At 34.4% G+C, this 17,877-nt stretch carries 20 protein-coding genes; 12 read left to right on the top strand and 8 right to left on the bottom strand.

Features of this window, described 5'->3' with window-relative positions:
• Positions 1-10 precede the first annotated feature (10 nt).
• The 7 genes from AC3WJF_RS11000 (at position 11) to AC3WJF_RS11030 (ending at position 5,209) form a co-directional block, all read left to right on the top strand.
• Complete coding sequence (locus tag AC3WJF_RS11000) at positions 11-640, top strand: histidine phosphatase family protein (protein WP_492452061.1); 630 nt, start codon at positions 11-13, stop codon at positions 638-640.
• A 109-nt stretch (positions 641-749) separates the two neighbouring features.
• Positions 750-1,556 carry an alpha/beta fold hydrolase gene (locus AC3WJF_RS11005; protein ID WP_492452107.1) on the top strand — a complete coding sequence of 269 codons (807 nt, stop codon included), beginning with the start codon at positions 750-752 and terminating at the stop codon, positions 1,554-1,556.
• Positions 1,557-1,911: 355 nt separating this feature from the next.
• Positions 1,912-2,451, top strand: a complete 540-nt coding sequence (locus AC3WJF_RS11010) for a CcdC protein domain-containing protein (protein WP_492452063.1) — start codon at positions 1,912-1,914, stop codon at positions 2,449-2,451.
• A 451-nt stretch (positions 2,452-2,902) separates the two neighbouring features.
• The gene (locus AC3WJF_RS11015; protein WP_492452065.1) at positions 2,903-3,628 is read left to right on the top strand and encodes a hypothetical protein; all 726 of its coding nucleotides are present in this window, start codon (positions 2,903-2,905) and stop codon (positions 3,626-3,628) included.
• The gene (locus AC3WJF_RS11020; protein WP_492452067.1) at positions 3,628-4,371 is read left to right on the top strand and encodes a hypothetical protein; all 744 of its coding nucleotides are present in this window, start codon (positions 3,628-3,630) and stop codon (positions 4,369-4,371) included. Before AC3WJF_RS11015 ends, AC3WJF_RS11020 begins: the two co-directional genes overlap by 1 nt.
• 40 nt (positions 4,372-4,411) lie before the next feature.
• Complete coding sequence (locus AC3WJF_RS11025; protein ID WP_492452069.1) at positions 4,412-4,888, top strand: GNAT family N-acetyltransferase; 477 nt, start codon at positions 4,412-4,414, stop codon at positions 4,886-4,888.
• 81 nt (positions 4,889-4,969) lie between these two features.
• The gene (locus AC3WJF_RS11030) at positions 4,970-5,209 is read left to right on the top strand and encodes a hypothetical protein (RefSeq protein WP_492452071.1); all 240 of its coding nucleotides are present in this window, start codon (positions 4,970-4,972) and stop codon (positions 5,207-5,209) included.
• Positions 5,210-5,287: 78 nt separating this feature from the next.
• On the opposite strand, the gene fabF is transcribed toward AC3WJF_RS11030, so the two are convergent.
• On the bottom strand, positions 5,288-6,523 hold the full coding sequence (fabF, locus tag AC3WJF_RS11035) for a beta-ketoacyl-ACP synthase II (RefSeq protein ID WP_492452073.1): 1,236 nt from the start codon (positions 6,521-6,523) through the stop codon (positions 5,288-5,290).
• Positions 6,524-6,634: 111 nt separating this feature from the next.
• Between fabF and AC3WJF_RS11040 the strand changes: the two genes are divergently transcribed.
• The 3 genes from AC3WJF_RS11040 to AC3WJF_RS11050 all read left to right on the top strand — a co-directional run bounded on the left by AC3WJF_RS11040 (position 6,635) and on the right by AC3WJF_RS11050 (position 9,682).
• Positions 6,635-7,474: a helix-turn-helix transcriptional regulator gene (locus AC3WJF_RS11040; protein ID WP_492452075.1), complete on the top strand. Its 840-nt coding sequence runs from the start codon at positions 6,635-6,637 to the stop codon at positions 7,472-7,474.
• A 240-nt stretch (positions 7,475-7,714) separates the two neighbouring features.
• A complete protein-coding gene (locus AC3WJF_RS11045; RefSeq protein WP_492452077.1) occupies positions 7,715-8,434 on the top strand; it encodes an HAD-IA family hydrolase in 720 nt (239 codons plus the stop codon).
• Positions 8,435-8,794: 360 nt separating this feature from the next.
• The gene (locus AC3WJF_RS11050; RefSeq protein WP_492452079.1) at positions 8,795-9,682 is read left to right on the top strand and encodes a DUF6612 family protein; all 888 of its coding nucleotides are present in this window, start codon (positions 8,795-8,797) and stop codon (positions 9,680-9,682) included.
• Positions 9,683-9,793: 111 nt separating this feature from the next.
• Here the strand turns inward: AC3WJF_RS11050 and AC3WJF_RS11055 are convergent, their stop codons facing one another.
• The 3 genes from AC3WJF_RS11055 to AC3WJF_RS11065 all read right to left on the bottom strand — a co-directional run bounded on the left by AC3WJF_RS11055 (position 9,794) and on the right by AC3WJF_RS11065 (position 12,938).
• The gene (locus tag AC3WJF_RS11055; protein WP_492452081.1) at positions 9,794-11,122 is read right to left on the bottom strand and encodes an MFS transporter; all 1,329 of its coding nucleotides are present in this window, start codon (positions 11,120-11,122) and stop codon (positions 9,794-9,796) included.
• Positions 11,123-11,221: 99 nt separating this feature from the next.
• The gene (gene deoD / locus AC3WJF_RS11060; protein WP_492452083.1) at positions 11,222-11,938 is read right to left on the bottom strand and encodes a purine-nucleoside phosphorylase; all 717 of its coding nucleotides are present in this window, start codon (positions 11,936-11,938) and stop codon (positions 11,222-11,224) included.
• Between the two features lie 259 nt (positions 11,939-12,197).
• Entirely contained in the window at positions 12,198-12,938 is a 741-nt protein-coding gene (locus tag AC3WJF_RS11065; RefSeq protein WP_492452085.1) for a GntR family transcriptional regulator, read from the bottom strand.
• A 278-nt stretch (positions 12,939-13,216) separates the two neighbouring features.
• Here AC3WJF_RS11065 and uvsE point away from each other — a divergent pair, with 278 nt between their 5' ends.
• Positions 13,217-14,170, top strand: a complete 954-nt coding sequence (gene uvsE, locus AC3WJF_RS11070) for a UV DNA damage repair endonuclease UvsE (RefSeq protein WP_492452087.1) — start codon at positions 13,217-13,219, stop codon at positions 14,168-14,170.
• A gap of 38 nt (positions 14,171-14,208) precedes the next feature.
• Here the strand turns inward: uvsE and splB are convergent, their stop codons facing one another.
• Together splB and AC3WJF_RS11080 are read right to left on the bottom strand one after the other, a co-directional pair.
• Positions 14,209-15,237 carry a spore photoproduct lyase gene (gene splB / locus AC3WJF_RS11075; RefSeq protein WP_492452089.1) on the bottom strand — a complete coding sequence of 343 codons (1,029 nt, stop codon included), beginning with the start codon at positions 15,235-15,237 and terminating at the stop codon, positions 14,209-14,211.
• Positions 15,230-15,469 (bottom strand): transcriptional regulator SplA domain-containing protein, encoded by a 240-nt coding sequence (locus tag AC3WJF_RS11080; protein WP_492452091.1) that lies wholly within the window; start codon positions 15,467-15,469, stop codon positions 15,230-15,232. Before AC3WJF_RS11080 ends, splB begins: the two co-directional genes overlap by 8 nt.
• Positions 15,470-15,756: 287 nt before the next feature.
• On the opposite strand from AC3WJF_RS11080, the gene AC3WJF_RS11085 reads away from it, so the two are divergent.
• Entirely contained in the window at positions 15,757-15,906 is a 150-nt protein-coding gene (locus tag AC3WJF_RS11085) for a hypothetical protein (protein ID WP_492452093.1), read from the top strand.
• Positions 15,907-16,338: 432 nt separating this feature from the next.
• Here the strand turns inward: AC3WJF_RS11085 and AC3WJF_RS11090 are convergent, their stop codons facing one another.
• Positions 16,339-16,479 (bottom strand): hypothetical protein, encoded by a 141-nt coding sequence (locus AC3WJF_RS11090; RefSeq protein ID WP_492452095.1) that lies wholly within the window; start codon positions 16,477-16,479, stop codon positions 16,339-16,341.
• A gap of 267 nt (positions 16,480-16,746) precedes the next feature.
• Positions 16,747-17,187: a hypothetical protein gene (locus tag AC3WJF_RS11095; RefSeq protein WP_492452097.1), complete on the bottom strand. Its 441-nt coding sequence runs from the start codon at positions 17,185-17,187 to the stop codon at positions 16,747-16,749.
• Between the last annotated feature and the right edge of the window lie 690 nt (positions 17,188-17,877).

Here is a 17,877-nt window from a genome sequence, read left to right on the forward strand (position 1 = left end):
AGGTAGCATAATGATTACACTCTATATTACAAGACACGGGGAAACAGAATGGAATACGCAAAATAGAATGCAAGGATGGAAGGATTCAAACTTAACAGAGAACGGGATAAAAAATGCTATAGATTTGGGAGAACGACTTAAAGATACATCTTTTTCCGCTGTATATTCCAGCCCCAGCGGAAGAACGGTTGCAACAACGAAAAATATTTGTGGTGATAGAAGCATTCCTATTATTTATGATGATCATTTAAAGGAAATATTTCTTGGAGAGTGGGAAGGGATGACAAAAGATAATATTAAAGAAAACTATCCAACTGAATTCAACTCCTTTTGGAATGTCCCTCATCAATATAATCCATTAGTTGGGGAAGGATTTTTAGATGTAAAAGAAAGGGCTTTGAAAGTATTGAACCGTATTCAAAGGGAACATACTTCAGGGAATATTTTAATCGTTACACATACGGTTGTTATTAAATGTTTATTTATGATTTTTAAAAATCTTCCACTAGAAAAATTTTGGGAACCACCATTTATCCATGACACTAGTCTGACGATAGTGGAGCTGGAAAAGGGAAATACTAGAATCGTATTAGAAGGAGATATATCTCATAGAGTTGCGATAGCTACGAATGAAAGATGAGATAGAATAAGTAAATACATAGGGGTGACCCAAAATTAATACCTTTTTAACTATAAACAAAAACAGTATAGAGATTCAACAAAAGGGACATAGTGGAACACCTATTATCATTCTTACTGGTATGGGCTGTTCATTTGATGAATGGCATGAGATTACGGATAATTTAAGTAGAACAAATAGAGTTTGTATGTTTCATAGACCCGGGCTTGGTGAAAGTGAAATTGACAATGAAGTACGAAATACAGAAGCGGTAGTAAATGAAACAAAGGAACTAATCGAAATTCTTAACATAAATGAACCAGTAATTTTGGTTGGCCATTCATATGGTGGATTATGTGTACAACATTTTGTTAAATTACATCCTGAATATGTTAAAGGGATTGTTTTAGTCGATTCTACATCCGTTGATTTAAAGATCTTAGACGAATTAGATTTACCTGTTTTAAATGAGGATTCGGATGAGAAGTGGATGGAGAAGTGTCTTTTGTATTCCAAAATGAACCAGGAAGAATTAAGAGAGACGATTAACCCTGGTCTTACGGAAAAACAAAAGCTGTTCCCCGTACATATTCAACAACGCTTGATGGATTTTCTGACAAATCCTAATTTGTATAAGGCAATGTATTCCGAGATTTCTAATTGGAAAAATGATGCGGACATCATTAAAAATCTAGGAGACTTTCCTAATAAACCCTTAACCATCATTGGAAGGGATCCTGAATACAACATTCAATTAGGGGTTCAGGATGGATTACCAGAGTGGGAAATGAGGTTATTTGAAGAAACATGGCATGAACTTATATTAGGACAGGAAAAACTTATAAATAATAGTGAATTGGTGATTGCTGAAGGATCCAGTCATTCTGTACATATTGATAGACCGGATGTAATTATAGAAGCAATTAAAAAAATATAAAAAATAGATTGTTACTCAGAAAAAATAACAAAAGGATGTATACAGTGCTTGATAAGTCTATCCCGTATCAATTGGACTTTATCAAAAATTTGGATTTGAAGTTTTACGTGAAGGAAGTTTTGGACAGTATAAAAACGAATATGAATCAGAGGAGCCTGTATTAAGAAAACTATTACCCGCGCCTTAAAATTTTATAAATTAACCTAACCTAATATGTGACATCGAAATCATCCATGCATCTCTATCCTCCGATAGAGATTTTTTATAAAACATTCTACCTTAAGATAGATGATTCCAGGAGGTTTTCAAGGTAAGATTATAACAACTGAATTATTAGTTTAAAATGGAGGTTACAATGAATCAGCATTCTTACAATATTATAGTTATTATTGCTTTAATTTTATGGATTCTCTATAGGCGTGTCCGTCGAAATATTGGGTGGCAACATTTGAATCAGAGGAAAATGTTATTTAGAATGGTTTTATTTTTTATTATTGGGTTAATATTTTTTGCAGAAGGGATTATCCATCCAATCAGCTTTATTTCTGACATTGTCGGAATTGCTTTAGGAATAGTTCTTGCTTATTATGGTTCATCCATAACTAGTTTTGAGCGAAGAGAAGGTCGTCTATATTACCGTCCTAATATTTGGATTGGGAGCATTGTTACTTTTCTATTCCTTGCTCGATTTATTTATAGATTTTACGGGATATTCACAAGTGGAACACTTGTTAAGGTACAACAAGGACAGCCAAATGATTTTCAAAATATCGGTTACTCCGTAGGCAACACCTGGACATCCGGTCTCATGTTAATCATGTTTGCTTATTATATTTTATACTATATTATCTTACTAAGAAAACAGAAACAAATGACCCACTTTGAGGAAAAATAAACGGTTAATTGAATCTAGGAATGGATTAGGATGTTACTGGATATTCTCCAACAAAATAGACGGAAGAGGATGGTGTTCCCATCCTCTTTTTCATCGTTTAGGAAATAAAAAATTTTAACCCTGTGGATAACTTTTTTGAAAAGTTGTCTACGTCTAGCTTCAGGTGAAATTTGCACTACAATTTCAATAGCGCCTATCGGCTAGCGGATTTCTCCGTCTCCACCCTACGATAAGTCAACATCAGGTAAAATTAAACTTCAAATTTTACTTGGTGAAAATGGTAGTTCAATTTTCAATAGCTCGTGAACTACCTCTCTGTGTTTCCTTTATCTCAGTCGAAGACTACGAAATTCGTACGCTAGAGCTACGGCACTTGCGCATTTGTTCTTTGAAATGAAACATTTTTCCTCAATAATACGTACATTACATAGTCAAAAAAAGAGGTGTTCTGATGATTGCTGTAAATTTCTTTGCGTCGATAAATATTGTTAACTCCCTATTAGTGACGTTTACTTGGTTATTAATAGCATTTTTTGTTATCCGTATTTATAAAAAACTTCCCGAGAAGCCTAAAGTTTGGAAGATGCTTCTTGTTCTACTCGTTGGTTTGTTTTCTTTTACTATTAGTATAAATGGGCTGGGAACAATCTTGAGGATTCCAATTCTACCACTGGGTGTATGGATCTTGTTTCTATTGACTAGACGGGATCAGGATAGTTGGCAGAAATATCGTCGATTTGCTTGGCTTGGTTTTTTTGCTAATTTAATTTTTTTAGTAATGACAATCGTGGAGATGCCCATTCAATACTTAATATATCCTCCTAGCGAACCATCCACTTATATTGCAAATATTAATCACGCATCTATCATTGTGACAAACCCCTCCGGAAAGCAAAGTTTACTAGATAAAGAAAGCTTGAAAAAGCAATTACCAAATCTGAAGCAAAAGAATTTTTCTAGAGCACAATGGTATGAGGAGACTTATTTAAGTGATAAAACTAAGAATAAAAAGGAACGATTTCCTTATCAATTAATTGGAGTAAATTCGAAATGGGGGAGTAATCTCAACTCTATTATTTTTATCGAAAAGGATGGTAAAGGGATATTAATAACTACAGCTAAAAAACAATATTACTATCAATTTAAAGATTCCATTATGAAGTGGGGTGGAGAGTAATGGTGAAGAAAATAGGAATTGTTGCTGTATTAGTTGTATTCATCATAATTGGCTATTTTTTTACTTTATATAGATCTTTTGCAAGTCCAACTCCGTTTCCAGGAAATAAACAATTAATAAAAGAACTGAACCGATCTTTTCCTATACCTACTATTCAAACGATTCAAGGTACAGTTCATATTGATAGTCGTCATGTATACGTTCCATTTATTACAAATGAAAACCAATATGGATTTAGCTGCTGGATTTGGAATAAGCATAAATGGGAGCAAACCGCTATAAATACAATGGGGGAACCGTTTTTATGGAAGATAAATGAGAAGGATCCATCAACTTATCGTTTTATTTGGAATCTCCACCCTGGTAATAAAGTTAGTTACATTCAGTTCTATTTAATGAGGGATAGCGACTATCATATCATAGAAGGAACAGAGTACTATAGCCCGAAAATTCAAATGAGGAAAGGAGTTTCTGTTTCGGAAAAATCCTATGGTTATACGAAACTACCAAAAGACTGGATTGCTGTGATGAACTCTTTTTATAAAGTAGCAGCTGAAGAGCAGCCTGATTTACTTTTTGCTAACTTCTTTCCACAGTCATCCATATATTTTGGTTGGAAATCGTTTGATAATAATGGCAAAAAGATACGCATTCAAGGCTCTGCAAACGGTAATGGGTTTGGAAGGGGTGGAGGCGATATAGATACTGTACGTTTTCTATCGGAAGAAGGAAAGGATTATTAAAGTTTATATTTATTTTAAACATATAAAGAGGAGTCAATCCATGAATATAAAAATACGTGATGCAAGAGAAGAGGATATTCAAGATATTATCAATCTAAGAAGACAACTGGATGATCATCATGTTGAATTGAGACCGGATGTATTTATTTTTGCGAATTTATATGATCAAAAAGATGTTAAGCAATATTTCGAGGCAAAGAAATCAAAAATTATTGTGGTGGAAGATCTAAATACAAAAGAAATAATTGGTTATTCCGTTTTAAACACAGAGAATGTAGAAAAAAAGTCCATTTTTAATAATAGATCCTTTCTTTATGTAAATGAGATTTCTATAAGAAAGGATAGGAGAGGGAAAGGTATTGGTAAAATTGTTTTTGAATATATTATGGATTATGCAAAACAGAATGGTGTTGAATCGGTAGAATTAGATGTTTATGAATGTAATGAGGCTGCGGTGCATTTATATAAATCAATGGGAATGAATAATAGGTATAGTCGGATGGAATTAAAGCTATAAACTTAAAATTTTTGGTATGACCTTTTATGCTGAATCTTTTTCCGAATGAAAACTTACTCGTTGTTAGGAGGAGGGAAGCACATGAAAAAATTTATACTATTTTTTGGAGTGTTTGTTTTAGTATTTATGATGATGCAAATTTTTTCTGGGATGTTGCTGACATTGGTTTATACTCCAAGTATACAATGGGATGGCACTACAACATTATCATCCACTGTAGAATTTGGTAATATGAACATTATTCCAAGCATAATTGTTGCATTTATAGCATTAGGCGTTGCTTCTTTAAGTACTAAACTCCTCGGCAAAAAAAAGAGATAGAGGGACAGTGGGGGATATGTTGTCCCTCTGTATTTGTTTTATTGGAGTTAGACTACGGACCGGACCCTGTGTCTTAGCTTATTCATATTTTTTCAGGACAATAGCCGAGTTATGCCCACCAAATCCAAAAGAGTTGGACAATCCTATGTTCAATGCAACTTTCCTTGCTCCCTCAGGAACATAGTCTAAATCACAATCTGGATCGGGATTATCTAAATTAATGGTTGGCGGCACAATGCCTTCGCTTAAGCTTTTGACTAAAGCGATTGCTTCGACACCACCAGAAGCGCCAAGCATGTGACCTAGCATTGATTTGTTTGCCGTAACTGGAATACTATAAGCACTATCTCCAAATAGCCTCTTAATGGCAAGCGTTTCTGAATAATCCCCTACCTTTGTACTTGTTGCATGTGCGCTGATTACGTCTATTTCCTCTGGGGATAGATTCGCTTTCTTTAGTGCATTTTTCATTGCCATGTAAGCGCCATTTCCTTCTGGATGCGATGCCACCATGTGATAGGCATCTGAACTCGCTCCATATCCGATAACTTCACATACAATAGGTGCGTTTCGTTGCAGGGCATGTTCTAATGATTCAAGAACTAAGATTCCTGCGCCTTCACTCATGACAAAACCGTCTCTATTTGTATCAAATGGCCGGCTAGCTAAGGTTGGATCATCATTTCTTGTGGATAGAGCTTTTGCATTTCCGAAGCTTGCTATCGATAAAGTCGTAATAGCTGCCTCTGCCCCACCTGCAAGCATTACATCTGCATCACCAAAGCGGATAAGATTGAATGCCTCACCAATAGATGTGTTCCCTATTGAACAAGCAGTAACAGGGGACAAAGATGGTCCAAGTGCACCAAATTTAATACTAATTTGAGCAGCAGCTGCATTTGGAATCATCATTGGTACTAAAGTAGGACTTACCCTGTTAGGTCCTCTTTCGTTTAGAATATTTACATTATCAATTAAAGTTTGGATTCCTCCAATTCCAGAACCAACATATACTCCAAATCTTTCACGATCTAATTTTTCCAGGTTTAATTGAGAACTACTCATTGCTTCTTCCGCTGCTGCAAGAGCAAATTGGCTAAATCGATCCAAGTGTCTAGCCTCTTTTGATCCCCATCTCTCTTGGGCATCGAAGTTACGCACAATACCCCCAATTTTTGTTTTGGTATTAGCGACATCAACGGTATCAATTATGGATATTCCCGATTTGCCACTTAATAAATTTCCCCAGAAGGATTCAACATTATTTCCTAATGGAGAGATAACACCCATTCCAGTAATCACAACTCTATTCATCAATATTCCTCCTGTTTTTTCCTTTTTCTTTATTTTAACTCATGATTATCCTATTACAAGTTGTCGTTTATCATAGTATAATTAATACTAGGAAAGGGTAGGTGGGTTGAATTGAATACAGAAACAAGATTACAAGCACTTTCCAACTTTTTGAAATCAAAGCGATCAAAAATTACTCCTCAAATGGTTGGACTTCCAACTGGTACACGTAGAAGAACTCCTGGTCTAAGGAGAGAGGAAGTTGCACAAATTGCTGGTGTGAGTACAACATGGTACACATGGTTAGAACAAGGAAGAGATATTCATGTATCTGCATCCGTATTAGATGCTATTTCGGACGCATTATTATTGAATAAAGATGAAAAAAAATACCTGTATGCACTAGCATTTGAAGAAAGTATCAATTCGGAGCTTACTATAGAAGAAGAAACGATAATCAGCCCTTCTTTAAAAAAGATATTAATGGAGCTTCGATTCTGTCCTACGATCATAACGGATAGAAGATGCCAAATAGTTGGATGGAACGAGGCGGCAGCACATGTCTTTTTAGAGTTTGGTACCATACCGCCTGCAGAGAGAAATTTAATAAAGCTGCAATTTTCGAGGAGAGAACTAAAGAGTTTGGCCGTGAACTGGGATCATTTTGTAAAAGGATTTATCGCTATTTTCCGTACATACTATGGGCAATATGTTGCGGACGAATGGTATTCTAGTTTTATTTCGGAAATGGAAGATGCTTATCCTGAATTTCAGCAGTTTTGGAATGAAAGTGAAGTAAGTTCCGCACCAGATTTATTAATTGAATTTCGACACGCTAAGGCGGGGAAGATGGTGTTTAATCTAACATCTCTACAAGTTCAAGGAAATAATGACTTACGATGCAGTGTCTATACTCCAGTTGAAAATTCCGGAACAGAAGAAAAACTAAAACGTTTAATGGAAGTTTTCTAGTACAATGAATGTTATTTTGACGGCAATGGATCAAGAGATTGATCTGTTGCTTTTTTTATCCCCAAAAAAAGAAATGTTGTTGGTATTGAAAAAAGGTTGATTAAAACGATGGCTCTTATCATCAAGTTAACTCATATAAAGTCGTCAATCACATATATTATTCTTAAAATCTTGTATCTTAAAGCCTATTCAATGATGGCTCATAATAGTTTAACGCTTTACTAATATAGGGAGGTATCTATGGACATTTCAAAAATAAAAATTATTATGTTTGATACATTAGGTACTGTTATGGATTGGCATGGTTCCATTGTGGAAGCAGGGAAATGTTTGGGTAGAAAGTATGGTTTCACTTTAGATTGGGGCTCTTTTGCAAATAGCTGGAGAGTGGAAGTATTCATTAATACTGTTAATGAGGTAGCACAAGGTGTGAGAACATGGGAAAAGATTGATGTAATAAATAAACGAAAATTAATAGAGCTTTTAGAACAATATAGAATAACAATTATCAGTAATCAAGATATCGAACAACTTAATATGATCTGGCATCGATTAAGACCATGGTGTGATTCTCTGCCTGGACTATTACAATTAAATAAAAAATATAAGATTGGATCGTTTTCAAACGGAGATTTTAGAATGCTGTTAGATATGGCTAAGTATTGGAACTTACCGTGGGATTTTCTCATATCCGGAGAAATGTTCAAAAAGTTTAAGCCTGATCCATCTATTTATGTTGATGCAATTAATCTTCTCGGTGGAAAACCCGAAGAAATATTAATGGTTGCGACACATCTGGATGATCTAGATGGTGCTTTCGAAGCTGGTTGCTCAACCATTTATGTACCACGCCCTTTTGAATGGGGTAAAAATAGTAACCCTGTAGGAACGACTGCAAAGCATTCTCATATGGTAGTACCTGATTTCATCAGCCTGGCAAAAATCTTAGGAACATGTTAAACAATTTTTTTAGGTTATAAACTCCCTAATCTTCATTTTTTCCCCCGTTAATATAAACAAATATCAAAGCTGACTAGTAATAGTTTCTCTAAAAAAAGTCCTCTGGAATGTTCGGGAAAAATCCTCGAGGGCTTTTGGTTCTATAACAGATATATAATTTCTTCGTATAAAAAATGTCCATGTATTCTATTTAAGGTAGTTTTAGTGGAGATAATGGAAAAATGGATTCAGGAACAGCCACCAACAAAAATGGTAAATTAATGTTATCAGACTTTCTTCATATTATTGGGTTTTAATGAAACCATTTTAGATCGGAAGCGTACATATAAATGATCACGTGAAGGGGGGAATACACTATTTATGAAAAAATTAGTAATTGGCTTTGTTTCGATTTTGCTGTTATTTAGTTTAGCTGCTTGTGGTCAACAGAAAGCTGATCCTGTCGATTCTAATATCAAAAATAAGGGGAATTTTACACTTACACAGGTATTTGCAAAAACAACAGAAGCATCCAAAGGTTTAAAAAGTGTCCATTCTGATATGGTAAGTAATCAAACAGTCAATATCCCTGGTCAAGAATCAACCATGGACATTCATTCAAACCTATCCATTGATATGGTATTCAATCCAATGACAATGCATCAAAAAATGAAAATGGATATGAAAGGCGGGAACGGATCCTTACAGAGCCAAACGATGAGTGTCGGGTCATCCCTTCAGAACCAAGCGATGGATGTGGAGGCATATTTGTCTAAAGAAGGCTTCTTCGTATTTGAACCGGATTCAAAACAATGGATGAAAATGCCTGGAGAGCTTTCTAAGCAATTATTGCAAATTCCTGAAAAGCAGGTAAACCCTGCTGAGCAACTTAAACAATTACAGCAATTCACGGATGACTTTTCCTTTAAACAAAACGATACACAATATATTTTAGAACTGAAAGCATCTGGGAAGAAATTTGATCAATTTTTAAAAGAAAATGCTAAAGAGCTAATGCCGGATGTACTTAAAGAAAGTGCCGATGACCTTCAAAATACAAAGTTTAAGAATGTAAAATATGAAATTTCCATCGATAAAAAGACATTTAATATCACTGCATTAAATTTGTATCAAGAATTGGAAATGGATATGGGTGGTCAAAAAATGACCATGAAGCAAGAGATGAAAGGCACATACTCCAATTACAATGAACTGAATGAATTAAAAGTGCCTCAGGAAGTTATAGATAATGCTCAGGAAATGAACTAAGCCGGTAAAAATCCAGTAACCAAAGTGGTTGCTGGATTTTATTTACATACAATTGAAAATCAGAAGAGCATGGTGCAATATACTTCATTTCACCATGCGTTCTATCATTTATTATTCAGTTTTTCTAAAGCGGCCAACTAATAACCAGTATAAAAATAAGGCTAAAAAGGCTATTAGGGCAAGGATGAATAATATATGTCTAAATGGAATTTGATCCATCATTGCTGCTGTATAAGCAATTCCAATTGATGCTGCTACATTCAAAACGAGATTATAAAAACCAACAGCAGTTCCTGATTTTTCTTTTTGAATGGTACTGACACAGGAATCTAGCATAGGCGCATACATAAATGCAAAGGAAGCAGAGAATAACATCATCGAAATTACGTATAAAATAACAGAGCTTTTTATAAATAGTCCAGGAAGCAATAAACTAACGAAAATAGCAATTATAGCAATAGAAATAGTTTGTTTACTTGAGAAGGCTTTTGCGATTTTTCCGGAAAGCGCTCCAATTATAACTGCTGTAACATATCCTGGTATTAATAAGAGTGAAATCGTATCCAATTTTAAGCCATACACTTTTTGTAGTAGGAACGGGAACATGAAAATATATCCTAATTGTACGGTGTAAATAACGAATGCAACAACGAGTATAGATACGAAACGTTTATTTTTGAAAAAAGTCATGTCAATTAATGCTTTTGAGCTTTTTCTGATATATAAGGCAAATAATAGTGCTGCAATAATAAAGATTACAATATCAATCCATTTAAAATTAGTAATGTACAGCATCACGGATGTTGCAATTGCCGCAATAAGAACTAATCCAATGATATCGACATGACTCTTTTTTGCTTGTTCCTTTGGCAAATACTTCATGATAAAAGGAATAATCAACAGCGTAATTAATGGGATTAGAAATAACGTTGTCCAATGAAGATACGTTGAAACAAATCCACCTGTTAGAGAACCGATTACAAGCGATAATGAATAACTACTTGTACTCAATCCTAAAAACTTCTTTTGATCCTTTGCTGGTAAATGCTTTGTCACGTATATAACATATAACGTTTCAGCTGAAGCTAGTCCTGCCGTTTGGATAATTCGTGAAATAAGAATAAGGATGAATGAATTTTGAAAAATGTACCCCATTAAAGATCCCGCGCAAATTAATATAATTCCTGTCGTCAAAAGACTTCGAATACTAATGGAGTCAGCTAAAGAAGCATATACAACCGCACCAATTCCAATAATAAGTCCGGTTAAGGTTGCCTGCCAGCTAACCATCGTAGCTGAAATACCAAGATCCTTTGCCATTTCAACGGAAATGAGTTTAAAAGAGTTGTCGATAATTAAAGCAAAAACAAAGAAAAATAAAATTACAGGGATTGCTCTTTTTACATTATATTCAGGTGAATTTGTATTCAAAGTAGTCATTTGTTCGCATTCCTTTCTTGGAACATTTATTCATATATAGCGAATTTCAAGTCTATAATAAAGCGCATTCATATTCGTCAATAAAATGCCTGCATGTGATTATGCAAGCTCTAAAGCAATTTCCATCATTTTTGTAAATGCTGTTTGTCTCTCTTCCTGTGTTGTTTGTTCTTGTCTAAAAATATGATCACTAATGGTAAGGATACATAGTGCATTAACACCTGCATGGGCAGCATTTAAATATAGACCTGCTGATTCCATCTCTGCGCATAATATGCCCATTTCACTCCATTTTTGCAAAGCGTTCGGATCTGCATTGTAAAAAATATCACTAGAAAGAACACTACCAACATGAACAGTTTGTCCTTTTTCATCTGCCACTTTTTTTGCTTTTTCTAGCAATTCAAAAGAAGCTGTAATGGAATAATGTCCTGGTAAATGGAATTGATGTGCATAGTTGGAATCGGTTGAGGATCCCATTGCAAAAACGATATCATATAAATTCAAGTGATCTTGAATTGCTCCAGCTGAACCAATTCGAATTAGATTCTTTACGCCGAAAACGTGGATTAACTCCCATGAATAAATGCTCATACTAGGTGTTCCCATACCAGTTCCCATTACAGAGATTCGTTTTCCATTGAAAGTTCCAGTGTATCCAAGCATACCTCGAACCTCATTAAATTGAATAACATCTGTTAAATATGTTTCCGCAATGAATTTTGCTCGTAAGGGATCGCCAGGCAATAGAATTGTCTCTGAAATCTCTGCACCATTCGGTTTAATATGTGGTGTTTCTTTGTGAATTGTACTCATTTTCTTTCTCTCCTTGTCGTAGATTATAAGATTATGAATCTCACACTTTTCATTTTGTTTACGCTTTCTTTATAGTTAATAAAATAAGACAAAAGTTTATACAAATTTGTATAGTTGTATAATAGTTGTCTAATTTGTATGTATAAAAAATACTACAAAAACGATAATATTGTCAATTGCATTTTTTGGAAACGTTTTCAAATAGGATTTTAAAATAGAGAAAAGAGATGGTACGTTATAAATTTCTCGTACACATCTCTTATTTAGTGGCATTAATTTTTATTAGACTATATTCCTTAGGGATATAATACTTATTATAAACAATTGGATATTGTTCGTTGATATATACACTTTCTAACAACAAATCACATTCATGCCCGCCATGAAGTTTATTTTTTTGGGTGGAAGGGTTGATAGCTGTTGACCGTTTGATTTCAATCGAGGTTGACTGTGCAAGATCATAAATTTTAGTTTCAAGCATATCTAAAAGCTGATTTTCATCTTGTAGATCAAGCTTTAAATCGGATACCGTTTCAATTGCCATAAAAGTAAAAGAATAACCGACAACCGTTTCCTTACTTTTGTACCAGCGTTCGAAAGCAACGACAGCTGTAGCCTTTCTTTTCAATACTTGCTGCGTATAATCACTTTCTAAATCTAATCGAAAACTCAGCTCAACATCATCGATTTCTTCTGTATGACACTTATACATAGGATTTCCTATTTTCTCAAGACCGATCGGTTTGTTTTTGTTTTTGAAATGGGTAATAAAATTTCCTTTTCCATGAATACTCATAACTAAGCCATCATCTTGTAAAAGCGATAATGCTTGCCTTAGTGTCATTCTACTAACACCAAGCATTTTAGCTAATTCAGGTTCTGTTGGTAATTTGCTATCTGCTGGAAACATGCCATTCATTATTTCTTTGTAAAGCTTATCATACACAACAATATACAAAGGTTTTTTCCCTTTTTCTACATTATGGACATTCATTTCCATCACTTCACACACCCATACTCTTTTTCAATATTCCCTTATTATAACATTGGTATATGGCGACAGGAAGTTACCACTGAAAATGCACAATCTAAAAATACTCCGATTCAATGAAATCAATGTGTATATAATCAATAAAAAATCGAGCAGCCTAAATGGTTGCTCGATTTTTTATAGTGCTAGAAAAAAGGAATAAATTATTATTATAAATAGTCTCCGAAAAGGATGGGCATACTTTACTCTGTTTACCAGCAAATAAAGAATGCAACAAGGAGGGTAATATGAGAATTCGATTCGGATATGTGGCGAATGCTTTGGGCTTGTGGAATGCTAGCCCCTCCAAGTCATTAACATTTACTCGTTATTCAGCTTTACCAAAGAATGAGCGAATGGAAAAGCTAAAAGAAGTAACAGCGCAAAATTTACTCCATACTAAACGAATATTGCATTATAATATTGCCCATGAAATAGAACTATATCGATTGTCCAGTTCCCTTGTTCCTTTAGCAACCCACCCGGAAGTATTATGGGATTATATAACCCCGTTTAAAGATGAATGGGAGGAGCTTGGACAATTGATCCATCAATTTAATATGCGTCCAAGCTTTCATCCAAACCAATTCACTCTTTTTACTTGTCCGAAATTAGAAGTAACACAAAATGCTGTAAAAGATATGGAGTTTCACTATTCTATGCTTCGAGCGATGAATGCATTGGACAGAGGGCATATTAATATACATATTGGCGGTGCATACGGGGATAAAAAGGTGACATTGGAACGTTTTTATCATAATTTAAAGAGCTTACCGGATGAAATAAAAAAAGTAATGACACTCGAAAATGATGATAAAACATATGATGTAAAAGAAACGTTGGAAGCATGTGAAAAAGAAAGCATTCCTATGATTTTAGATTATCATCATTATATGGCAAATAAGGGGAATGTAGATTTGGTCAATTATTTCCCGCGCATTTTTAAAACTTGGGAAGTCCGTAATATGATACCGAAAGTCCATCTTTCCTCTCCAAAAGCGGAGAATGCTTTTCGCTCACATGCAGATTTTGTTTCTTTAGAATTTGTACTTCCATTTTTGAAAATGGCAAAAGAATTTAATCAAGACTTTGATGTTATGATAGAAGCGAAAAAGAAGGATTTAGCCATGCAAAAACTAGTGGAGGAAATAGCAGCAATTCGTGGTGTCAAACGAATAACAAGCTCTGTAGTTGAATGGTAACGAGAATGAAGGGGCCGTTAGTGGTGCCCCTTATTAAATTAAGTAAAATATTCAATCTTTGCTTCCGGAAAGTACTTGCGAATATAACCACCTAGCGTGTCTTTAATATCCTCTTGTTCTTCATTTGTATAAACATATTTGCCTATACCGTACTTGCCCCATTTCCATTTTCGCTTGGATTCATCCAATTCCAGTTTGGTCATTGGATAATTTTCTTGGATGACTCGCTTCGCAGGCTTTGTAAAGCGATGCTGTATCATTTCAAAGGTTAGGTCCTTTCTCGATCTGGCAGGCAACGCAGCATCGAGTTTTTCAAATAATTCTCGATACCCCTTTTTCCACCCATCATGTAAGTAAATCGGTGCAACGATAAATCCTAATGGATAATCAGCATCTGCTACCTTTACTGCTGCTCCAATCCTTTCCTCGAGCCTAGATGTTCCTGGCTCAAAATATTTTATGATATAGTCATCGTTAATACTAAAACGAAAACGAGTTTTCCCATTATGTTTCGCGTCTAAAAGGTGGTCGACATGAGCAAATTTTGTGACAAATCGCAGCTTGCCATATTGGGATGTCCCGAAAAACTCAATTGCCTTTTTTAAAGAGTGAGTTAAATGATCTAATCCTACAATATCAGATGTACAGGAGGCTTCGAAGCGCGTTATATCCGGTGCTCTTTCTTTCATATACTCCTCAGCCGCATCAAAAATTTCATCTACATTCACATACGTTCGAATATATGGTTTGCTGCCCATTGTCGTTTGCAAATAGCAGTAATGACAATGGCCCATGCATCCGGTTGCTAATGGAATCGCATATTCTGCTGATGGCTTGGAAGTATCAAATTTCAATGTTTTTCGGAGTCCAATGACAAGGGTGGACTTGGCAATTCGATATTTTTGAAAATGATTTTCTCCGGGCAGGTTGCGAATTTGATTGTGAGAGGTTGTATGCCGTATTTCGATTCCCATTGATTCAAATTTAGAAACTAGCTCTTTACCAAGTGGATACTCGAGTGCCTGTGGTTCTAAATATACAAGCTGAGGAACAAATGGTTTAACCATAGAATTCCTCCGGGTATCCAAATGCTTCGTGATAAGCCTGCTCTGCCTCGTCTTCAGATGAAAACACCGCAAATTCTTCTGTAAGGGGATAATATGTTTCATGTAAAAATAATGCTAATTGATTAGGATCTTCGGGATTTTGAACAACGGCTGCCTGCTGGACATTCGCAACATCTTGGGCATGGGGATTACGTATAATCACATAAACGATTTCACCTGGATTGTACTTCATTACATCACCTATTTTCTTATTTGAGTTCAATAAAGGCTCTTTTCTTAAGCTATGTTGCTTTTATTTAAGAAAATCTTATTGACCATATTTGAGTGCAGAACGAATAATTTTTTTAGAAAAGATGCCCCGAAACTAGGTTTACATTAGGATTTATAACAGATTACGAAAAGCAATACCCTATACGAAAACAGCCTCAATGAAAGTATTCCTTATTGTCTTCAATTTATGTAGGGGATAATTATTATCATAATGAACAAAATATTTTTCATAAGGTGGTGAGTATTTTTATGAAAAATAACCAGAAACAACAGAACCAATCCAACTACTCGAAAGAAGGAGCGGGGTCGACATACCATAAAAATCATGCTGGGCAACTACCAGATTACGGCGGGAATGATATTGATCCAAATGCCAGTGGGGCAAAACGGAAAGGGTGAGGGAAAACGCCTATTTGGCGTTTTTTTAGTTAGGTTGGGGATGGAGTTGAGAAGGACACGATTAAGAGAACTAAATCTAATGGAAAAAGCAAGAAAGAGACACGAACAAGCTGTCCTTAATAAGCAATCAAAAGAACAAAAGAAGAGAGAATGAGCAAGATGTCCTTTATAAGTGATTAAAAGGACAAAACAAGAAAGTAGTATGAGCGAGATGTCCTTAATAAGCGATTAAAAGGACAAAACAAGAGAGGTTCCCGAGGAAGATGTCCTTTATAAGTGTTCAAAAGGACAAAAGAAGAGAGGATTCAGAGCAAGATGTCCTTTATAAGTGATTAAAAGGACAAAACAAGAAAGTAGTATGAGCGAGATGTCCTTTATAAGCGATCAAAAGGACAAAAGAAGAGAGGATCCCGAGGAAGATGTCCTTTACACTTAACGATGGATTTTGGTTACTTTAAAATCATTTATTGTTTCCAGCGCATCTTTCAACATCATAAACGGCTGCAGAAAATTGAAATTATTGATTGCTTTGAAATCAAATCCAATTAGATCTGAATTGGATGGCAACCCCATTTTATACCTTCCTCAATCTTTTTAACTAATATTTTAGTTGTTATTATGAAAAAAAACCAAAATAAATTTGTTATGTGTACAATTTTATAAACAAAACAACGTTAGTACTAACATTGACATTAATATAATGAAAAAGTTTGTATATTTTATTTTAATGTGGGAAAGGAAATTTCAAAATTAATAAGTCCAACTTCTCGGTCAATTAAAATAGAGAAATTGGACTTATTACCTCATCAAGTTCCATATTGTTGAATATTCCCTAGTATATTACTTTACAGTAAATTCTTCTGTAACCGGAATAGTTTTGATATTGTCAGCTGATAACTGTACTGTTACTAAATATTCTCCCTCAGGTAATTCATTAGTTTTCACGATAAAAGAAGATTTTAAGGTATTTTCCGGGGATAAATAAACTGTTCTTCCATCTTTGACATTACTTAACTCATTTATTATAAGTGTTCCGTCTCCACTTACTATTTCCCCATCTTTTCTTTCAATCGAAACGTCATACTCCAAATTACTAATAAAGTGTATTTGTATTTTGTTTTTTCCTACATTTTTAGATTGGAAAACAAAATGCGTTCCTTTTTCATCTACTTCTTTTTTGGATAGAGAATAAGTCAATTTAATATTTTTATCCTTTTTTGTAACAATTTTTTCTCCTATAAAAAGTGCTAATAATCCAATTAATATAAGGGAAAATACCACGATTAATAATTTTTTGATAATAAAAACTCCTTTTGAATTTTCTGATTATTCATTAGGTATATGGGGTGATTACACTTTCACCAAATATAAACCTGATGAATATTTTCGAGTAGTACATACAGGTAGAGCATCAATTTATTATGTAAAAGCAACAAGACATTCTTATACGATTAAACCTAAATATAAATAACAATGTATAAAGTCCTAAAAATAGTAAACCCCTGAATCTGACCTATTTGGACCAAATTTAGAGGATTTACTATCTAAGAGATTTTAAGTACAGAACGGTTTTGATCTTCCACCTTAATTTAACTCAGTTCAAACAGATATTTCTGTACATTTATTCTGGTATGGGCTATTGGACATTTTAAAGAGTATTAAAGATTGTTCAATATTCTGCAAGTCCTCATTTTTTGTACAATGCCTTGGCGTATGTTTTGAGCTTTTAGTTGGTATGACCCCTTTCTTTATTTTTAATTTCTAATTTTTTGATTTCTAGATAAATACAATAGAAAAATACAAAAAATAATATTACAGGAAAGATTATAAAGGCAGCATTATATTTTACTGAATCCTCAGCATGTAGACCATACAAATAAATTGTCATCCAAGAACCGCAACAAAATGCTATAATACTAATCAAACTTTTCATACGTTTCATCCTTTTCTGATTTTTTCCTTATAGTAAAT

The organism is Heyndrickxia sp. FW510-T9 (assembly GCF_058781025.1).